This is a genomic window from Duganella sp. SG902 (assembly GCF_013376005.1).
In the GTDB taxonomy this organism is placed as follows: Bacteria; Pseudomonadota; Gammaproteobacteria; order Burkholderiales; family Burkholderiaceae_D; genus Rugamonas.
Genome location: NZ_JABMJK010000020.1, coordinates 77266 through 93328, shown reverse-complemented (window position 1 = coordinate 93328; position 16063 = coordinate 77266). Strand labels below are relative to the sequence as shown.

The 16063-nt window shown below is 66.5% G+C and carries 3 protein-coding genes; all 3 read right to left on the bottom strand.

The window, feature by feature from the left end:
* On the bottom strand, positions 1-2312 hold a 2312-nt coding region (locus tag FHW83_RS27570), incomplete at its 3' end, for a condensation domain-containing protein (protein ID WP_176649567.1).
* A complete protein-coding gene (locus FHW83_RS27565) occupies positions 2309-5290 on the bottom strand; it encodes an amino acid adenylation domain-containing protein (RefSeq protein WP_218106469.1) in 2982 nt (993 codons plus the stop codon). The genes FHW83_RS27565 and FHW83_RS27570, both read right to left, overlap by 4 nt.
* Positions 5283-16049, bottom strand: a complete 10767-nt coding sequence (locus FHW83_RS27560) for a non-ribosomal peptide synthetase (RefSeq protein WP_176649566.1) — start codon at positions 16047-16049, stop codon at positions 5283-5285. The genes FHW83_RS27565 and FHW83_RS27560 overlap by 8 nt, the downstream gene beginning before the upstream one ends.
* Positions 16050-16063: the final 14 nt, after the last annotated feature.

The window sequence follows — 16063 nt, the reverse complement described above, 5'->3', positions numbered from 1 at the left end:
GCGCGGCAATCCTGCGTCACCGCCGTCACCACCGTCTCGGTCGGGCCATAGCTGTTGAGCAGCTTGACGTGCGCCAGCCCCGCGTCGCGCCACGCCTGCACGCCGTCGGGCGGCATCGCCTCGCCGGTCGCCTGCACCTGCCGCAGCGCGCCGTACTGGCGCTGCGCCTGCGGCAGACGGGCGAAATCCTGCGCCAGCATGTGCCAGTACGCGGTCGGCAGGTCGGCGATGGTGATGCCGCGCGCCAGCAGCTCATGGCGGAAGGTGGCGCTGTCCCACAACGTGGGGCCACGCAGAACCACCGCCGCGCCGCAGGTCAGCGCAGGGAACAGCTGCTCCACGAAGCCATCGAAATTGATGGTCGAGAACTGCAGCATGCGGTCTTCGCGCGTCAGGCCGAAGTAACCCTGCGCGACCTGGCTGTGCTCCGCCAGCGTGGCGTGGGTGATGCCGATGCCTTTCGGTTTGCCGGTCGAGCCGGAGGTGTAGATGATGTACGCCAGCGCCGCGCCATGCGTCACTACGCCTGGATTGTGATCGCCATGCGCGCTCAGGTCCAGCGCATCGGTCAGCAGCACCCGCAGGCCCGCCGGCGCCGGGATGCGCGCCGCGGCCGAGGTCTGCGTCAACAGCAGCCGCATGCCGCTGTCGGCGATCATCGCACCCAGACGCTCCTGTGGATAGTCCGGGTCCAGCGGCACGTAGGCGCCACCGGCCTTGAGGATCGCCAGCAGGCCGACGATCATGCCGGTAGAGCGCTCCAGCGCCACGCCAACCGGCATCTCCGGCCGCACACCCAACGCGGTCAGGTGATGGGCCAGACGGTTGACGCGCTGGTTCAGCTCCGCGTAGCTCAGCGTTTCGTCGCCATGCACCAACGCCGGGGCATCGGGATGCACGCACACTTCCCGTTCAAACAACTGCAGCACCGTCTCCCGATCCGGATGACGGCGGTTGTTGACGCCCCAGCGCGCCAACTGCGCATGGTCGTCATGACCGAGCAGTTCAAGGGCCGCGATACTTCGCGTTGGCTCCATGGCCAATTGCTTCAGCACGCGCTGGAAGCAGCTCGCGAGCCATTCAGCGGTAGCGATGTCGAACAAGTCGCTGTTGTACTCGAGGCGACCGCGTACGCGCTGCGCGCTCAGGCTGACGTCCAGCGACAGATCAAACTTGGCACCCGACTCTGCAAACTCCATCGCCGTGCAGCGCACCGCGCCGAAATCGAGCTGCGCCAGCGCGTCGTCCATCTGCACGCCAAGCATCACCTGGAACAGCGGGCTGCGAGCGGGATCGCGCCGCTCGGCGCGGCTCTCGAGCAGCTTCTCGAATGGCAGCCCGGCATGTTCCAGCGCCGCCAGCGCATCGGCGCGCACCTGCCGCAGCGCGTCGCGCAGCGTCATGCGCGGCGCCAGCCGCGCGCGGAAGACCTGGGTCGTGATGAAGTAGCCGATCATCTGCTGGACTTCCTCGCGCTGGCGGCCCGCATTCGGTACGCCGACAGCGAATTCATACTGTCCGCTATAGCGCGCCAACAGCATTTGCCAGGCCGTCATCAGCACCATGAATGGGCTGCTTTTCTCCTCGCGGCAAAAGCGCTGCAGCGCCGCCGCAAGATCTGGCGCGAGATCGAAATAGACCGTGCTACCTTGATAGCTTTGGCGTGCCGGACGCACACGATCGGATGGCAGGTCCAGTGCCGGCAGGTCCTTGCCCAGATAGCTGTTCCAGTAAACGATGTCGTTTAGCTGCTCCTCGCTGCCCTCCTGTTCGAACTGCCACAACGCGTAGTCCGCGTACTGCAAAGGCAACGCCGGCAAGCTGCCCTGCCGATACGCCGCGCTCAGATCGCGCGCCAGTATGGGATTGGACCAGGCATCCGAAACGATATGGTGGAGGCACAGTGCCAACACGTGTTCCTCTTCGCTCCGCCGCACCAGGCAGGCGACCAGCGTCTCTCCATTTTCCAGATCAAACACATGACCGGCGATGCGCGAGATCTGCTGCTCCAGACGATGCTGGTATTCCGCTTCGCCCAGTCCGGACAGATCCAAGCGCTGCAGCGCGAAACCACTGGTGGGCTGCGCCTGCTGCATCGGCACGCCGTCGCGCTCGAAGAAACGGTGGCGCAGGACGGCATGACGTTCGATAACGAGTGTGAATGCGCGTTCCAACGCATCGGCATCCAGCTTGCCGGTGAAGCGCAGCACGCGCGGCAGGTTGTATGCGGTCAGCGCGCCATCCAGCTTATGCAAGAACCACAGCTGCTGCTGGGCGAGCGACAGCGGAACCGTGGGGTTCATATTATTCATTGATTATCCTTGTTTGCTTGTGCGGCCAACGCCGATTCAGCCAGCGCCGCCAGCGCGGCGCCTTCCGGCCGTGCACGCAGCGCGGCGGCCAATGCACCCACGCTGGGGTGATCGAAGACGAGCGCCGCCGCCACTTCCACTTGCAGATGCTTGCGTATCCGCGCCACGAGCTTGATCACCAGCAGCGAGTGGCCGCCAAGCTCGAAAAAGTCTTCATCAAGACCGACCTGCCGCCGCCCCAGAACTTGCGCCATGCAGCCGGCAAGGAAAGCCTCCAACGCGTCGGCTGGCGAGGCGCATTCTGCGGCGGCCGGTGCGGCGAGATGCCCGAACAGCGACATGCGGTCGATCTTGCCATTGGCCAGACGGGGAAAAGCCGGCAACCACATGAACCGCGCCGGCACCATATGCGACGGCAGCGAGGCCGCCATCGCTGCCCGCATGTCCGTCTCTTCGCCGATCAGGAAGGCGGCAAGCTCCTGGCCGCCCTGCGCTTGGGGAACCGGCAGAACCACTGCCTGGCGCACGCTGGCATGGTTCATCAGCACCGCCTCGATCTCTCCCGGCTCAACACGATACCCACGGATCTTGAGTTGATGATCCGCACGCCCGGCAAGCCGCAAGCCGCCTTCCGGCAGCACATAGGCGAGGTCGCCGGTCCGGTACAGGCGCTCACCCGGCCGCGCCGGATCGGCGACGAAGGCGTCGGCACGATCCTGGTTCAGATATCCATCGCAAAGCTGGGTGCCGCCAACGTAAACCTCGCCCTTGGCGCCAGCAGGCACGGGCCGCAAGGCTTCATCCAGCACGTGAATGCGGTTGTTCGCCAGCGGCACGGTCAATGGCAGCACATCCGCCTGCGCGTCGGCGGCCGTAACCGCGTGCACCAGCACACCCACGGTGGTCTCGGTCGGACCGTAATGGTTGTACACGGCGCACTCCGGCGCCAGCGCGGCGATGCGCGCGACCAGCGCGCGCGGCGTGGCCTCACCGCCAAGCACCAGCGTGCGTGGCAGCCGCGGATGTTCGCAATCGAGCAACGCCTCCAGGTGCGATGGAACCATCTTCAGTCCATCGACCGCATGCCGCGCCATGAATTGGCTGAATGCCTCGCCATCGCGGATCTCCTCATCACTGGCCACGGCAAGCGTGGCGCCGTTGTACAAGGCGCCAAACAAGGCGGTGTTGCCAAGGTCGGCGGCTATGGTGCTGGTCAAGGCCCAGCGGCGCACGGCCTGCAATTCCAGCGCCTGCGAGACGGCCGCCACGTAGTTATGCAGCGCGCCATGACTGATCATCACGCCCTTGGGCCGGCCAGTGGAACCGGAGGTGTACAGCACATAAGCCAGCGCATCGCCGCTACCCGGCGCCTGCGCCGGCGTGGCGGCATACGCCAGCAGGTCGATCCTGTCCATGATCGCCTCGTTGCCGGTCAACGCGGCGGACCAATCCGGCGCGTGCAGGACCACCGCCGGACGAGCATCCGCCAGTACATCGGCGCGGCGCGCGGCCGGCCATTCCAGGTCCAGTGGCAGGTAGGCCGCGCCGGCCGACCAGGCGGCAAGAATGGCTACCACCATATCCGGCGAACGCGGAAGGTTCAGCGCCACCACCGCTCCCGGCGAGACGCCACGCGATTTGAGCCAATTGCCAAGACGGTTGGCCCGCGCAAGCAATTCCGAATAGGTCCAGCTGACGCCGGGCGCCACCACCGCTATCGCATCCGGAGTGCGCTGCGCCCACCGTGCGATCTCACCGCCGACGTTGCGGGCACCGAAGTCCGCGACCCGCTGCCACTGCGACATGGCGGCGCGTTCGACCGGCCCGATCACCTGATAGTCGCCGATCCGCGCCTCTGGCGCCGCCAGCACGGCATCCAGCAGGGTTATAAATTGCTCGGCCAGACGCTCCAGCGCGACCTGGCTATAGCCGGCGCCGTGCAACACCATATCGGCCGAGGTGTCGCGCCAGACCAGTTGCAGCGCCAGCTCAAAGCCGGGAGGCATCGGCTGACGTTGGATACGCCACGTCGATGGCGATGCTTCGTTGTAGACGAAACCGACCTGTAATTGCGAAGCCGCTTCCGCATGGTCCTGCGTCCATCCTTCCTGCGCTTCGACATGCCGTTCGCCGCGCGCGGCCAGTCGGTTCAACCAATCCGTGTAACGTTCATCCGCTGCGGCGTCCAGCAAAACCGGCAAGGTCTTCTCGTAGACGCCGATCGCACCGCGCATAGGATCGTAGTCCAGGCGGCAGTCGTGGCGCCAGCCTGTCACGCTACGCTCATGATCGGTCAGGCGCGCCAACAGTAACATCCACACTGACATCAGAACCACTTCGGAGGAACAGCACTGGGCGGAGGCCAGCGCCTTCACTTTGCCGACCACCGGCGTCCCGAGGTACGCGTTGACGTGCAGCGCGTCCGTGGATGGCGCCTGTCCGCGATGCGACAGGCGCGGCGCGGGCAGTGGCGCGATTTCGGCGGACACCGTGTCCCAGTAGCGGCGCGCGCCCGCACTGTCAGGGTCGCTTTCCAGATCTTGGCGCCATTCCACGAAACTGGCGTATTGGAAGGGTTCATCGGCATCCACCGCGCTGCCGTTGAACGTGGATTCAATCTGCGCGAACAAGGCTTGCAGGCTGGCGCCGTCAATCATCAGCGCGGGCATGTCGAGCGTGAGCGTGGCTGCGGTGTCGCTGTGGTCCCGTACATTCCAATGCCCTACTTGCTGCGTGCTGTCCGTCACAGCCTGACGTAATCCACGATAGCCTTCGGCGTGGCCAAAGACATGACGTAGCACCTCGTGCCGCGCAAACACCGCCTTCACCGCGGAGCGCAGCGCCTGCATATCCAGCGAAGCGCTACCAGGTGCCTCGATCATCACTGACGCCGCGACGCGGGCCGCATGATCCGGCAGCATGCGCTGTTCGGGGGACAGCGGCATGCTGTCTTGTAGCAGTTGATTCAGCTCAGTCATTCGATTCGCCTTCCACCGTGTTCAGATCCGCGCGGTTGAACATGGCACCCATGGCCACCACGATCTTGCGGGGACCTTCAAACGGATCACGCGCGTGCGCCGCCAGCATGTTGTCGAGCATGACCACGTCGCCTTTGCGCCAGTCAAAGCGCACCGCGCAATCCTCGTAGGCCTGGCCGATGATGGCCATGGTCTCGTCGGGAATGATGCCGCCGTCGCCGAAGTACACCTGGCGCGGCATGCGCTCGGCGCCCACCAGCGACATCAGATCGTTGCGGCCCTCCTCTTCCAGGCAGCTGACGTGATGCAGCTGCACCTGGTTGAAGAACACGCGCTCACCGGTTACCGGGTGGGTAATCACCGCCGGGCAGCGGGTGCGCGTCTGCAGTTCATCGTTCGGCAGCCAGCGCCACTCGATACCCGCCTGCCCGAGCCGCTGCTCGACGTCGGCGCGGCTGTCGGTCTTGAAGAATTCGCGCCACGGCACGTCCAACCGGTCGGTGAAAGTACGCACATACAGCAGTCCTTTGCGCTCGAACTCCCGCACCAGTTCCTCTGGCAAGCGGCGCAGCATTTCCCGGCAATCGACAATCGGCGTGGCGCCACCCACCGGCGATGGCTGCTCGCAGTAGAACCACTGCTTGCGCGGCCAGCGGTCCAGATGCGCGCTCTCGTTATGGAACAGGATCATCTGGCGTTCGGGATATGGCGTTGAACGGTAGGTATTGCGGCCGCCCTCCTTCTTCGGCAAATCGCCGTACCCGCCATACAATTCCGGTTCAATGATCTCGGCGAAACTCTCAAACTGCTGCGGCGTGTCGAGTCCCAGATTTCGGAACAGGATGCCGCCATGGCGCGCCAGCGCGCTGTCGATGAAATCGCGCTGGGTGCGCGCCCATGCCACCGCGTCGATGTCGCTGCTGGCTTCCACCACCAGTGGGAACGGACGGTCCGGATGCAGCAGCGATGTGCGCACCGCCGCGCGCGGCGCGGCCTTCGCGCCATCGCGAGCGCCGAGTTTCTTTAGTTTTTCCAGTTTGCCCAACTTGACGTGGGAAGTGTCATTCATGCTGCTGTCCTTCGTTGGTGTCATTGCAAAGCTATCCAGCGCATCGCTCGGCCGCACAGCCACTTGGGCCAGCAGCTCGCGCCACTGGGCCGCAACCTGCGCGATATGCTCACGCGAATACAGTGCGCTGGAAAATACCCATTGCGCCGCGAGTCCATTCGGCCCCTGATGGACAAAGACGGCAAGATGGAATTTCGACTGCGTGGTTGGCTGCGGCGTCAGTTCGATATGCAGGCCGGGAATATCGAACCGCGATTCAGGCACGTTCTGCATCACGAACAGCACCTGCACCAGCGGCTTGCGCTGCCGTCCGCGCGATAGCCCCGCCGCGTTCAGAATCTGGTCAAACGGCAGGTCTTGGTGCGAAAACGCCGCCTGGCTCACGTCATGGGACTGCGCCAGCCATTCGACGAAACTCTGTTCCTGCCGCAGGCGCGAGCGCAGCGGCACCACGTTGACGAAGAAGCCAATCAGCGACTCCAGCGCCGGGTGTCCCCGCCCCGCCACGTCGGTGCCAATCACCAGGTCTTCCGCGCAGCTGACGCGATGCAGCAGCAGCTGGAAGGACGCCAGCAGCACCGTGAACAGCGAGGTTTTTTGCGCTTGTGCCAGTTCGGCCAGCGTTTTCGTCAGCCCGGCATCGAGCGTGATGGTCAGCGCGTCGCCTTCGGTCGATGCCAGCGCAGCTTCTTTGGACTGGACGTCATATGGCAGCGTCGATACCGGGGGCGCCTCGGCCAGCGTATCGCGCCAGAAGTTTCGGTCGCTCCCGGCCTGCATTGCCAATTTTCGGTTGTGCCAATCGGCATAGTCGGCGTACTGGATGTCCAGTGCGGCCGGCGCGGCGGCGCCACCGCTCAAAGCGCGATAACTGTCGACAAAGTCACGAATGAATACCGCCTGCGACCAGCCGTCGAACGCAATGTGATGAACCGCCAGCAGCAGGACATGCCGGCGTGGCGCCAGCATCACCAGTTTGGCGCGCAGCAGCGGGCCATTGGCAAGATCGAACAGCGTGTCCGCATGATCCTGCACCACCTGCGCCAGCTGCTCCGGCCGTAAAGACGTTTCGTTGAGCGTCAGCGTCGCCTTGGCCGGCGGCAGGATTTGAGCGAACGGTTCGCCGTCCTCATTCTCGCGATACACGGTGCGCAGCACTTCGTGGCGCGCGACCAGCGCCTGCAACGCCCGCCGCAGCACGGCGGTATCCAGGTCGCCATCCAGACTGAGTGTCGCAGCCATGTTGTAGGCACGCCGTTCCGCTTCTCCGGACATGCGATCCACCAGCCAAAGACGCTGCTGGGCCGGCGACAGCGGCAGCGGTCCGTTGCGGGGGATCGGCGCCAGTTGGGGTTCGCCACCGCCGGTTACCTGCTCCAGGTGCACCGCCATGTCTGCGAGCCGCGGATACTCGAACACTTTGCGCAATGCCAGCTCGACGCCACTGGCTACCCGCAGCCGGGTGGTCATGGCAATCGCCAGCAAGGAGTGGCCGCCAATCTCGAAGAAATGGTCGTCGCGCGAAATCCCCTGTAGGCCCAGCACTTCGGCCCAGACGGCGGCCAGCATCTGTTCGCGCTCTCGGCGTGGCGGCTCGCCGCCTTGTCGCGTGATGGCCTGTTCCGGCAGCGGAAGCGCCTTGCGGTCGATCTTGCCGTTGGCGTTCAGCGGCATCGCCGGCACCACCAGCACGGCGGCCGGCACCATATAGTCAGGCAGGCACTTGGCCAGCGCGGCTTTCAGCGCGGCGCTATCCAGTTGCGCCCCCGGGGCTGGCGCGGCGTATGCCAACAACCGTGCGCCGCCCGGCCCCTGATGCACTGTCACCAGGCCGGCGCCGACACCGGCAATTGCGCGCAGACGCGCCTCGATCTCGCCTAGTTCAATACGGAAGCCACGGATCTTCACCTGATCGTCGGCGCGGCCCAGGTATTCAAGCTCGCCCTGGACGTTCCAGCGCGCCAGGTCGCCACTCCGGTACAGGCGCCCGCCATCCGTGCTGAATGGATCGGCGACGAAGCGGCTCGCCGTCAGTCCGGCGCGGCGCAGGTAGCCCCGCGCCAATCCAGCGCCGGATACATACAGCTCACCGGCCACGCCCAACGGAACAGGGTTCAATTGGGCATCCAGCACGCGCAGCCCCAGGTCGGGCAAGGCAGCGCCAACCGGGCTGCGGCCGGCGCCAAGGTCGGCGCGGGTGATGCGGCGATACGTCACGTGGACCGTGGTTTCGGTAATGCCGTACATATTGACCAGCTGCGGCGACTCATCGCCAAAGCGCTCGATCCACGGGCGCAGGCTCTCCGGGTCCAGCGCTTCCCCGCCAAAGATAACGGCACGCAGATGCGGCATTTCGCCGTCGTAGAGTCCCGGCGCCTGCATCAACTGGGTGAACGCCGATGGCGTCTGGTTCAATACCGTCACCTGTTCGCGGCGCAGCAGCGCGAGGAAATCGTGTGGCGCGCGGCTGACCACGAAAGGCACCATCACAAGCCGTCCGCCGTAGCACAAGGCCCCAAAGATCTCCCACACCGAAAAATCGAAGGCGTGCGAGTGGAACAGCGTCCACACGTCCAACGGCCCGAATTGGAACAGGGGTTCGCTGCCGTCGAGCAGCCGCAAGACATTGCGGTGCGTGAGCTGCGCACCTTTTGGCATACCGGTGGAACCGGAGGTGTAGATGACGTATGCGAGGTTGTCCGCGTGGCAGCGCTGCTGCGGATTGGCGTCACTGTAGCAATCCAGATCCAGCTTATCGACCGCCACGCAAGCCGCCGTCCGGGACAATGTTTCGTCACCCACGCCGCTATCGGTAAGTGCCATGGCGATGCCGCTGTCGGATGCGATGTAGGCCAGGCGCTCCGACGGATAGTCCGGGTCCAGCGGTACATACGCGGCCCCGGATTTCAACACGGCCAGCATGGCGACGATCAAGTCCGAGCCACGCCGGAAAGCCAGCCCCACGCGCTGTTCAGGTCCGACCCCGGCGGCGATCAGGTAGTGTGCAAGCCGGTTGGCACGGGCGTTCAACTCCCCATACGCCAGGTGCGTGTCGCCTTCCGTCAGCGCGATGGCGGCGGGATCGGCCGCGGCCCGGACCTCGATCCGCCGCTGCAGCGTCCCTTCGGCAGCGATCTGCGAACGTTGACGGGACAGCTCGTGCAACCGGTTCGATTCCTCCTCGCTCAACAGCGGCACCGCGTGCACGGGGGTGTCCGGTTCGGCCGCCAGTATCTCGAGCAGCACCAGGTAATGCCCGGCCATGCGGGCGATGGTTTGCGGCGCAAACAGTTCACGGGCATAACCGAAGGCGATGGCGATGCCGCCGTCATCCATTTCGGTGCTGTTGACGACCAGTTCAAATTGCGCCGTCTGCTCACCCAGCTCCAGTCCATCCACCGTGAGGCCGGGCAGCGACGCCAGAAGTCCGAGCTTGTCGCGCTGATGGTTCAACATGACCTGGAATAGCGGATGGCTGTCCATGCCGCGGTCAGGCTGCAGCGCCTCCACCAGCTGTTCGAACGGCAGGTCCTGGTGTGCCTGCGCCTCCTGAACGGCGACCTGGGCTTGCGCCAGCATCGCCTGCAGCGTGGCGTACGGGGTCACCTGGCCACGCAACACCTGGGTGTTGACGAACAGTCCGACGATGCCGCCGGTGTCGGCGTGATGACGATTCGCCACCGGTGTGCCGATGCGGATATCCTGCTGTCCGGTGTAGCGATGCAGCAGCACCTGCAGCGCGGCCAGCAACGCCACAAATGGCGTGACGCCATGTCCCCTGACGGCACGTTGCAGGTTCTGCGCCAAGCCGGGCGTGAGCGCGACGCGATGATGCGCCAATGTGTACGCGGTAGCCTGCGCCGCGCGCGGCGCGTCGGTGTGCAGTTGCAGCACCGGCTGCTCGCCTTCAAGCTTCTGCCTCCAATAGGCCAGCTGGCGCGTTCCTTCACCACTCGCAAGCCACTTGCGCTGCCAGGCGGCGTAATCGGCGTAACTGCAAGGAAGCGCTGGCAACGCCGCAGCCTGTCCGGCAAGATGGGCGCGGTACAGCTGCACCAATTCCTCGATCAGAACCTGCATGGACCAGCCGTCCGAAACGATATGGTGCATGCACAGCACCAGCTGATAGGCATTCCGTTCGGTGCGGATCACCGCGACGCGCAGCAACGGCCCGACCGTCAGGTCGAAAGGCTGACGGCGCACACGGTCAGCCGCCGCCATCGCCTGCTCGTCACGCGGCGCTTCCTGCTCCGCGCTCAGATCGATCAGCGGCAGTTCCAACGCCAGCGCAGGCAGCACGCGCTGGCGCGCCTGCCCTTGGGCATCCGCCTCGAATACGGTGCGCAGCGATGCGTGCCGCCGCACCAACGCGTCGAACGCGGCGCGCAGCGCCGGCATCTCCAGCACGCCGCGCAGCATCAACGTGCCGGCGATGTGATAGGCGCTGCCCGCCGGATCGAGACGCCACAGGAACCACAACCGATCCTGTGCATGCGACACCGGCATGCTGTCGGCCGGGGACCGCGCGGTGATGCTGGCGGTCGGCGTGGCTGTCACCGTTGTGGAGTCGATCGACGCGGCTAGCGCCGACAGCACCGGATGCTCGAACACCTGGCGGCCATGCAGGCGCAAACCGGCCTTGCGCGCGCGCGCCATCAGCTTCAGACTGAGGATGGAGTCGCCGCCAAGTTCGAAGAAATTGGCATGGCGGGTGATCTGTTCAACACCCAGCAGATCGGCCCAGATCCGGGCCAGCGTGGTTTCTGTTTCCCCCTGCGGCGGCTGAAACGCCGCGGACTGTGCGGACTGTGGCGGTGGCAAGGCGCGGCGATCGAGCTTGCCGTTGGCGTTCAGCGGCAGCACCGCAAGGAGGGTCACGCTGGACGGCACCATGTAGTCGGGCAGTTGCTGTTTCAGTTGTGCCAGCAGCCTGTCGGCGTCAGGTGCGGCGTCCGCCGCCGGCGCCACGTAGGCGTGCAGCCGCATGCGGCCGTCGTCAGCCGCAACGGCCAGCACCTCGGCGGCGCTCACGCCATCCAGCGTGGCCAGCGCGGCCGCCACTTCGCGCGGCTCGACGCGGTAACCGCGTATCTTGACCTGGTCGTCGGCGCGTCCGAGGAATTCGATGGCGCCGCTGGGCAGCTGGCGCACCCGGTCGCCGGTGCGGTACAGGCGGCCGCCAGCCGCGTCGAACGGATCGGGAATAAAACGTTCCGCCGTCAAACCAGGACGGCCGCTGTATCCGCGCGCGACACCGCACCCGCCCAGATACAGCTCGCCAACCACGCCCACCGGCACCGGATTGAGTTCGGCGTTCAGCACCAACGCAAGGCTGTTCGGCAGCGGCGTACCCACCGGCAGCGTCGCACCGCCGCCTAGACCATCCGCGCCGGCATGGGTCAGGATGCCGACCGTGGTTTCGGTCGGCCCGTAGTGATTGATGACGGCGCATCCGGGACGCAGCGTACGGATACGCTCCAGCAGCGCCGGCGACGTCGCCTCTCCGCCCAGCACCAGACGCTGGCGCGGCAGCACGTCTTGCGCCTGCGCGGCGTGCAGCAAGGCTTGCAGGTGGCTGGGGACGATCTTCAGCACGTCGATCGCGTGCTCGCGCATGTACGTGGCGAAGTTGTCCGGATCGAAGGCGCGCTCGCGGCTGATCAGATGCAGCGTGTGGCCGCCGCACAGCGCGCCGAAGAAAGTGGTGTGGCCCAGGTCCGCCGCCACCGTCGACACCATCGCCAGTTGCGCACCCGGCGTGGGCAGCGCCAGCCGGCCCAACACGCCTTGCACATAGTTGGCCAGCGCGCCATGCGTAATCAGCACGCCTTTGGGCTGACCGGTCGAACCGGAGGTGTAGATCAGGTAAGCGCCCTGTTGCGCATGCACAGCAGGCGGCGCTTCGCTGGCCGGCTCCTGTCCCGCCGCGTCGTCAAGCTCCAGCGGCAGCTGCGGCACGGTGGTGTTCCACGCGACTTCGCCTGCGCTCAGCAGCAGCGCGGCGCCGCTATCGCTGAGTTGCCACGCCAGCCGCTCGGCCGGCAATGCCGGGTCCAGCGGCACGTAGACACCGCCCGCCTTCAGCACCGCCAAAACACCAAGCACAAAGGCGCAGCCGCGATCCGCATGGATGCCAACCCGTATCTCGGCGCCCACGCCGCGTGCACGCAGCGTCCGTGCCAGTTGGCTGGACTGCCGGTCCAGCAGCGCGTAGTCCAGCGCCTGGCCTTCATCGCGCACCGCCAGGCGTTGCGGCGCCTGCGCGACGGCGCGCCGCCACAGGGTCAGCACGTCGGCGGCATCAAATTTTTCGCTGGCGCCGCGCAGGCGGGAGTCAGCACCAGTCCACCGCAGCGCATGCGGAGCGGTCTCCGGCCGCGCCACCAATTGGCGGGCGAAGTTCTGCAAGGCTGTGGCCAGCCGTGCCACGGTGGAAGCATCCAGCACGGTGGCGTCGTAGACCCAGCGTGCGGCGATGCCATCCGCCTGGTCCGTGAAGTCGAGGCTCAGGTCAAAGTGGGCTGGACCGGCCTGCATCTCTTCCGGCACGAGCGGCTGGCCACCGATGACCAGGCCGCGCGGCACGCCCGGGAGTTCGGTGCACTTGACCTGGACCAGCGGATGGACGCCAGGCTGCCGCTCCGGCTGCAGCGCATCCACCAGCACATCGAACGGCACATCGCTGTGTTCCTGCGCTTCGGTCACCGCCTGTCGCACTTGCCGCAGCAGATGGGTAAAAGGCTGGCGCGGATCGATCTGCGTGCGCAGCACCGTCAGGCTGACCAGATAGGCGATCATCCCGTGGGTGGCGGCATGCTGGCGATTGGCGGCCGGTGCGCCGACCCGTAGGTCGCCTTGTCCAGTGACGCGGTACAACAGCGTTTTGAACAACGCCAGCATCACCATGTACAAGGTGGCGCCCTCTTTCCGCGCGTACTGGCGCAGCGCCGCGCTGAGGGCTTCTGGCCACACGTCGGCATGCACGCCGGCCAGCACGCCTGCGGTCGAGGTGCCGCGCTGGCGGTCCAGCGGCAGCGCCAGCACTTCGTGGTTGTCACCCAGCCGGTCGCGCCAGTAGCCGATCTGACGCTCCAGCAGCGCGCCTTGCAGCTGCTGCCGCTGCCAGTGGGCGAAGTCGGCGAACTGGAACGGCAGCGGCGCCAGTGGCGCGGCTTTACCGTCCGCGTGGGCCGCGTAGCCGGCCGCCAGCTCGTCGATGGCGATGTGCAGCGACCAGCCATCGGCGGCGATATGGTGCGCCGACAGGATCAGGTCCGCCTGGCCGGCGCTGCGCAGCAGCGTGGCGCGGAACGGCAAGTCGGCCGCCAGGTCGAAAGGCGCGCTGGCCAGCGCCTGGGCGGCGGCGGTCACGTTGTCTTCCGCGCCGAGATCCACCATCGCCAGCTCGAAGCGGCTGGCGGGCGCGATCCGCTGCGCGGGTTCTCCTCCGGCGTCGGTGACGAACACGGTGCGCAGCGGCTCGTGCCGCCACACCAGGTCTTGCAGCGCCGCCTGCAATGGCGCCAGCCGCACGTCGGCGGGCAGCCGCAGGCGCACGGCCAGGTTGTACGCCGGACTGGCCGGCGCGAGCGCCCATGTCAACCACAGGCTGCGCTGCGACAGCGATAGCGGCTGCGCCTCCGCGCTGTCAGCCGGGAGGCGCACCAGCGGCGGCACGGCATCAACGTCGCCGCCACGCGCCAGAATGCCGCGCAGTTGTTCAGCGCAGTTTTCCAAAACGGGAAATTCAAAGATCAGGCGCGCCGGGAAGTCGATGTTCCAACGTTGCGCCGCCAATGCCGCCGCCCGTACCGCGGCCAGCGAATTGCCACCGGCGACAAAGAAGTGCGTATCGCGCGACAGCGGCGCGTCAGCCGGCAGCACCTGTTGCCAGATGGCGGCCAGTTCACGCCCGGTTTCGTCGTCCGGCAAAGCGGCGCTGTCAGGCTTCTCACCGCCGGTGCCGCCCTGCAAACTGCCGTGGGCGTAGATGGCGTAAGCGTCCAGCGTACCGTTCATCCAACCCTGCCGGCAGGCGCCGCGTTGCAGCTTGCCGCTGGAGGTCTTCGGCAGCGCCCCCGGTTGCAACAGCAGCGCCACCGATACCGGTTCGCGGCACACGGCGCTGACAGCCTGGCTGAGCGCATCGACCAGCACCTGCGGCGGCACCAGCTTCTGCAGGCCGCGCGACACCTCCACCGCCACGCCGACGCCCTCGCCGCCTTGCGGCAGCGTCACCGCGAACGCCGCCACGCGGCCCTTGCGCACCGCCTCCACCTCACCCTCGATAGCGCGTTCGATATCCTGCGGGTACAGGTTCTGGCCGCGCAGGATGATCACGTCCTTGATACGGCCGGCGATGTACAGCTGGTCGCGGTGGAAAAAGCCCAGATCCCCGGTGCGCAGCCAGCGCGCGCCGTCGCGCACGGCGAAACTCGACGCCGTATCGTCCGGGCGTTGCCAGTAGCCCTGCGCGATGCTCGGTCCCGCGACCCAGATCTCGCCCACGCTGGCGCCATCCAGCACGTCCCCGCTTTGCGGATCGACGATCGCTACCCTGTGCCCCGATGGGACGGCGCCGCAGCCAACCAGCAGTTGGCCATCGCCGGTGGCGCGGGGCTCGCCGGCGGCCACGCTGGCGGAGTCGAACGCGCAGGCGGTCAGTCCGGCGCCACGCTGGCCGCCGCTGACCAGCAGCGTGGCCTCGGCCAGGCCATAGCACGGATAGACGGCGCCGGGGTCGAAGCCGCTCGGCGCGAAGTAATCGATGAAGGAAGCCAGCGTATCGTGCCGCACCGGCTCGGCGCCCGAGAACGCCACGCGCCAGCTGGATAAATCCAGGTTGGTCAATTGCGCCTCGCGCACCCGCTCGAGGCAAAGGCGGAACGCGAAGTCCGGACCGCCGCTGATGGTGCCGCGATGGGCCGATATCGCCTCCAGCCAGCGCACCGGGCGCTCCAGGAAAAACGCGGGGCTCATGAGCACCACCGGAATGCCGCGATGGAAAGGCTGCAGCAGGCCGCCGATCAGCCCCATGTCGTGGTACAGCGGCAGCCAGCTGACAAACACGTCCTCCCGCGTGATCGCCATCGCTTCCTCGATGGCGCGCTCGTTGGCCATCAGATTGGCGTGGCTGACCATCACCCCCTTCGGCGACGACGTCGATCCCGAGGTGTACTGCAGAAAAGCGATATCTTCGGGCTGCGGCGCGCAGGGGCGCCACAACGGCGCGCGCGAAGTATCGACCGCATCCACCGCCAGCGCCTTGGCGCCGCCAAAGATACGATGCTCCTCCAGCAGCGCCAGCACCGTGCCGCTGGCCAGCACGCAGGCGGCGGCGCAATCGGCGGCGATGCCGGACAAGCGCGCCAGATGCTGCTCGCGCACCGACTCGGGCGGGAACACCGGCACCGCCGTCACACCCGCGTACAGGCAGGCGAAGAAGGCCACCACATAATGTTCGTCATTATCGAGCACCAACAACGCGCGGTCGCCCGGCGCCAGGCTGGCCTGCAATTCCGCCGCCAGCGCGCGCACGCGCAGGTCAATCTCCGCGTAGCTGAAACGGCGCTCGCCTTCGCGTCCGACGGCAATCAGCGCCGTCGCATCCGGACGCTGGTCGGCCAGCGCCCGCAGTTGTTCAACCATGCTGGCGGGCGCCTGCAGGGGAATCTGGATCGGAGAATTCATCGTCGCTATACTCG

Bases quoted from the DNA above. Each gene is read 5' to 3' on its own strand.
- FHW83_RS27565 (WP_218106469.1), bottom strand. From the start codon at position 5,290: ATGACTGAGCTGAATCAACTGCTACAAGACAGCATGCCGCTGTCCCCC.
- FHW83_RS27560 (WP_176649566.1), bottom strand. From the start codon at position 16,049: ATGAATTCTCCGATCCAGATTCCCCTGCAGGCGCCCGCCAGCATGGTT.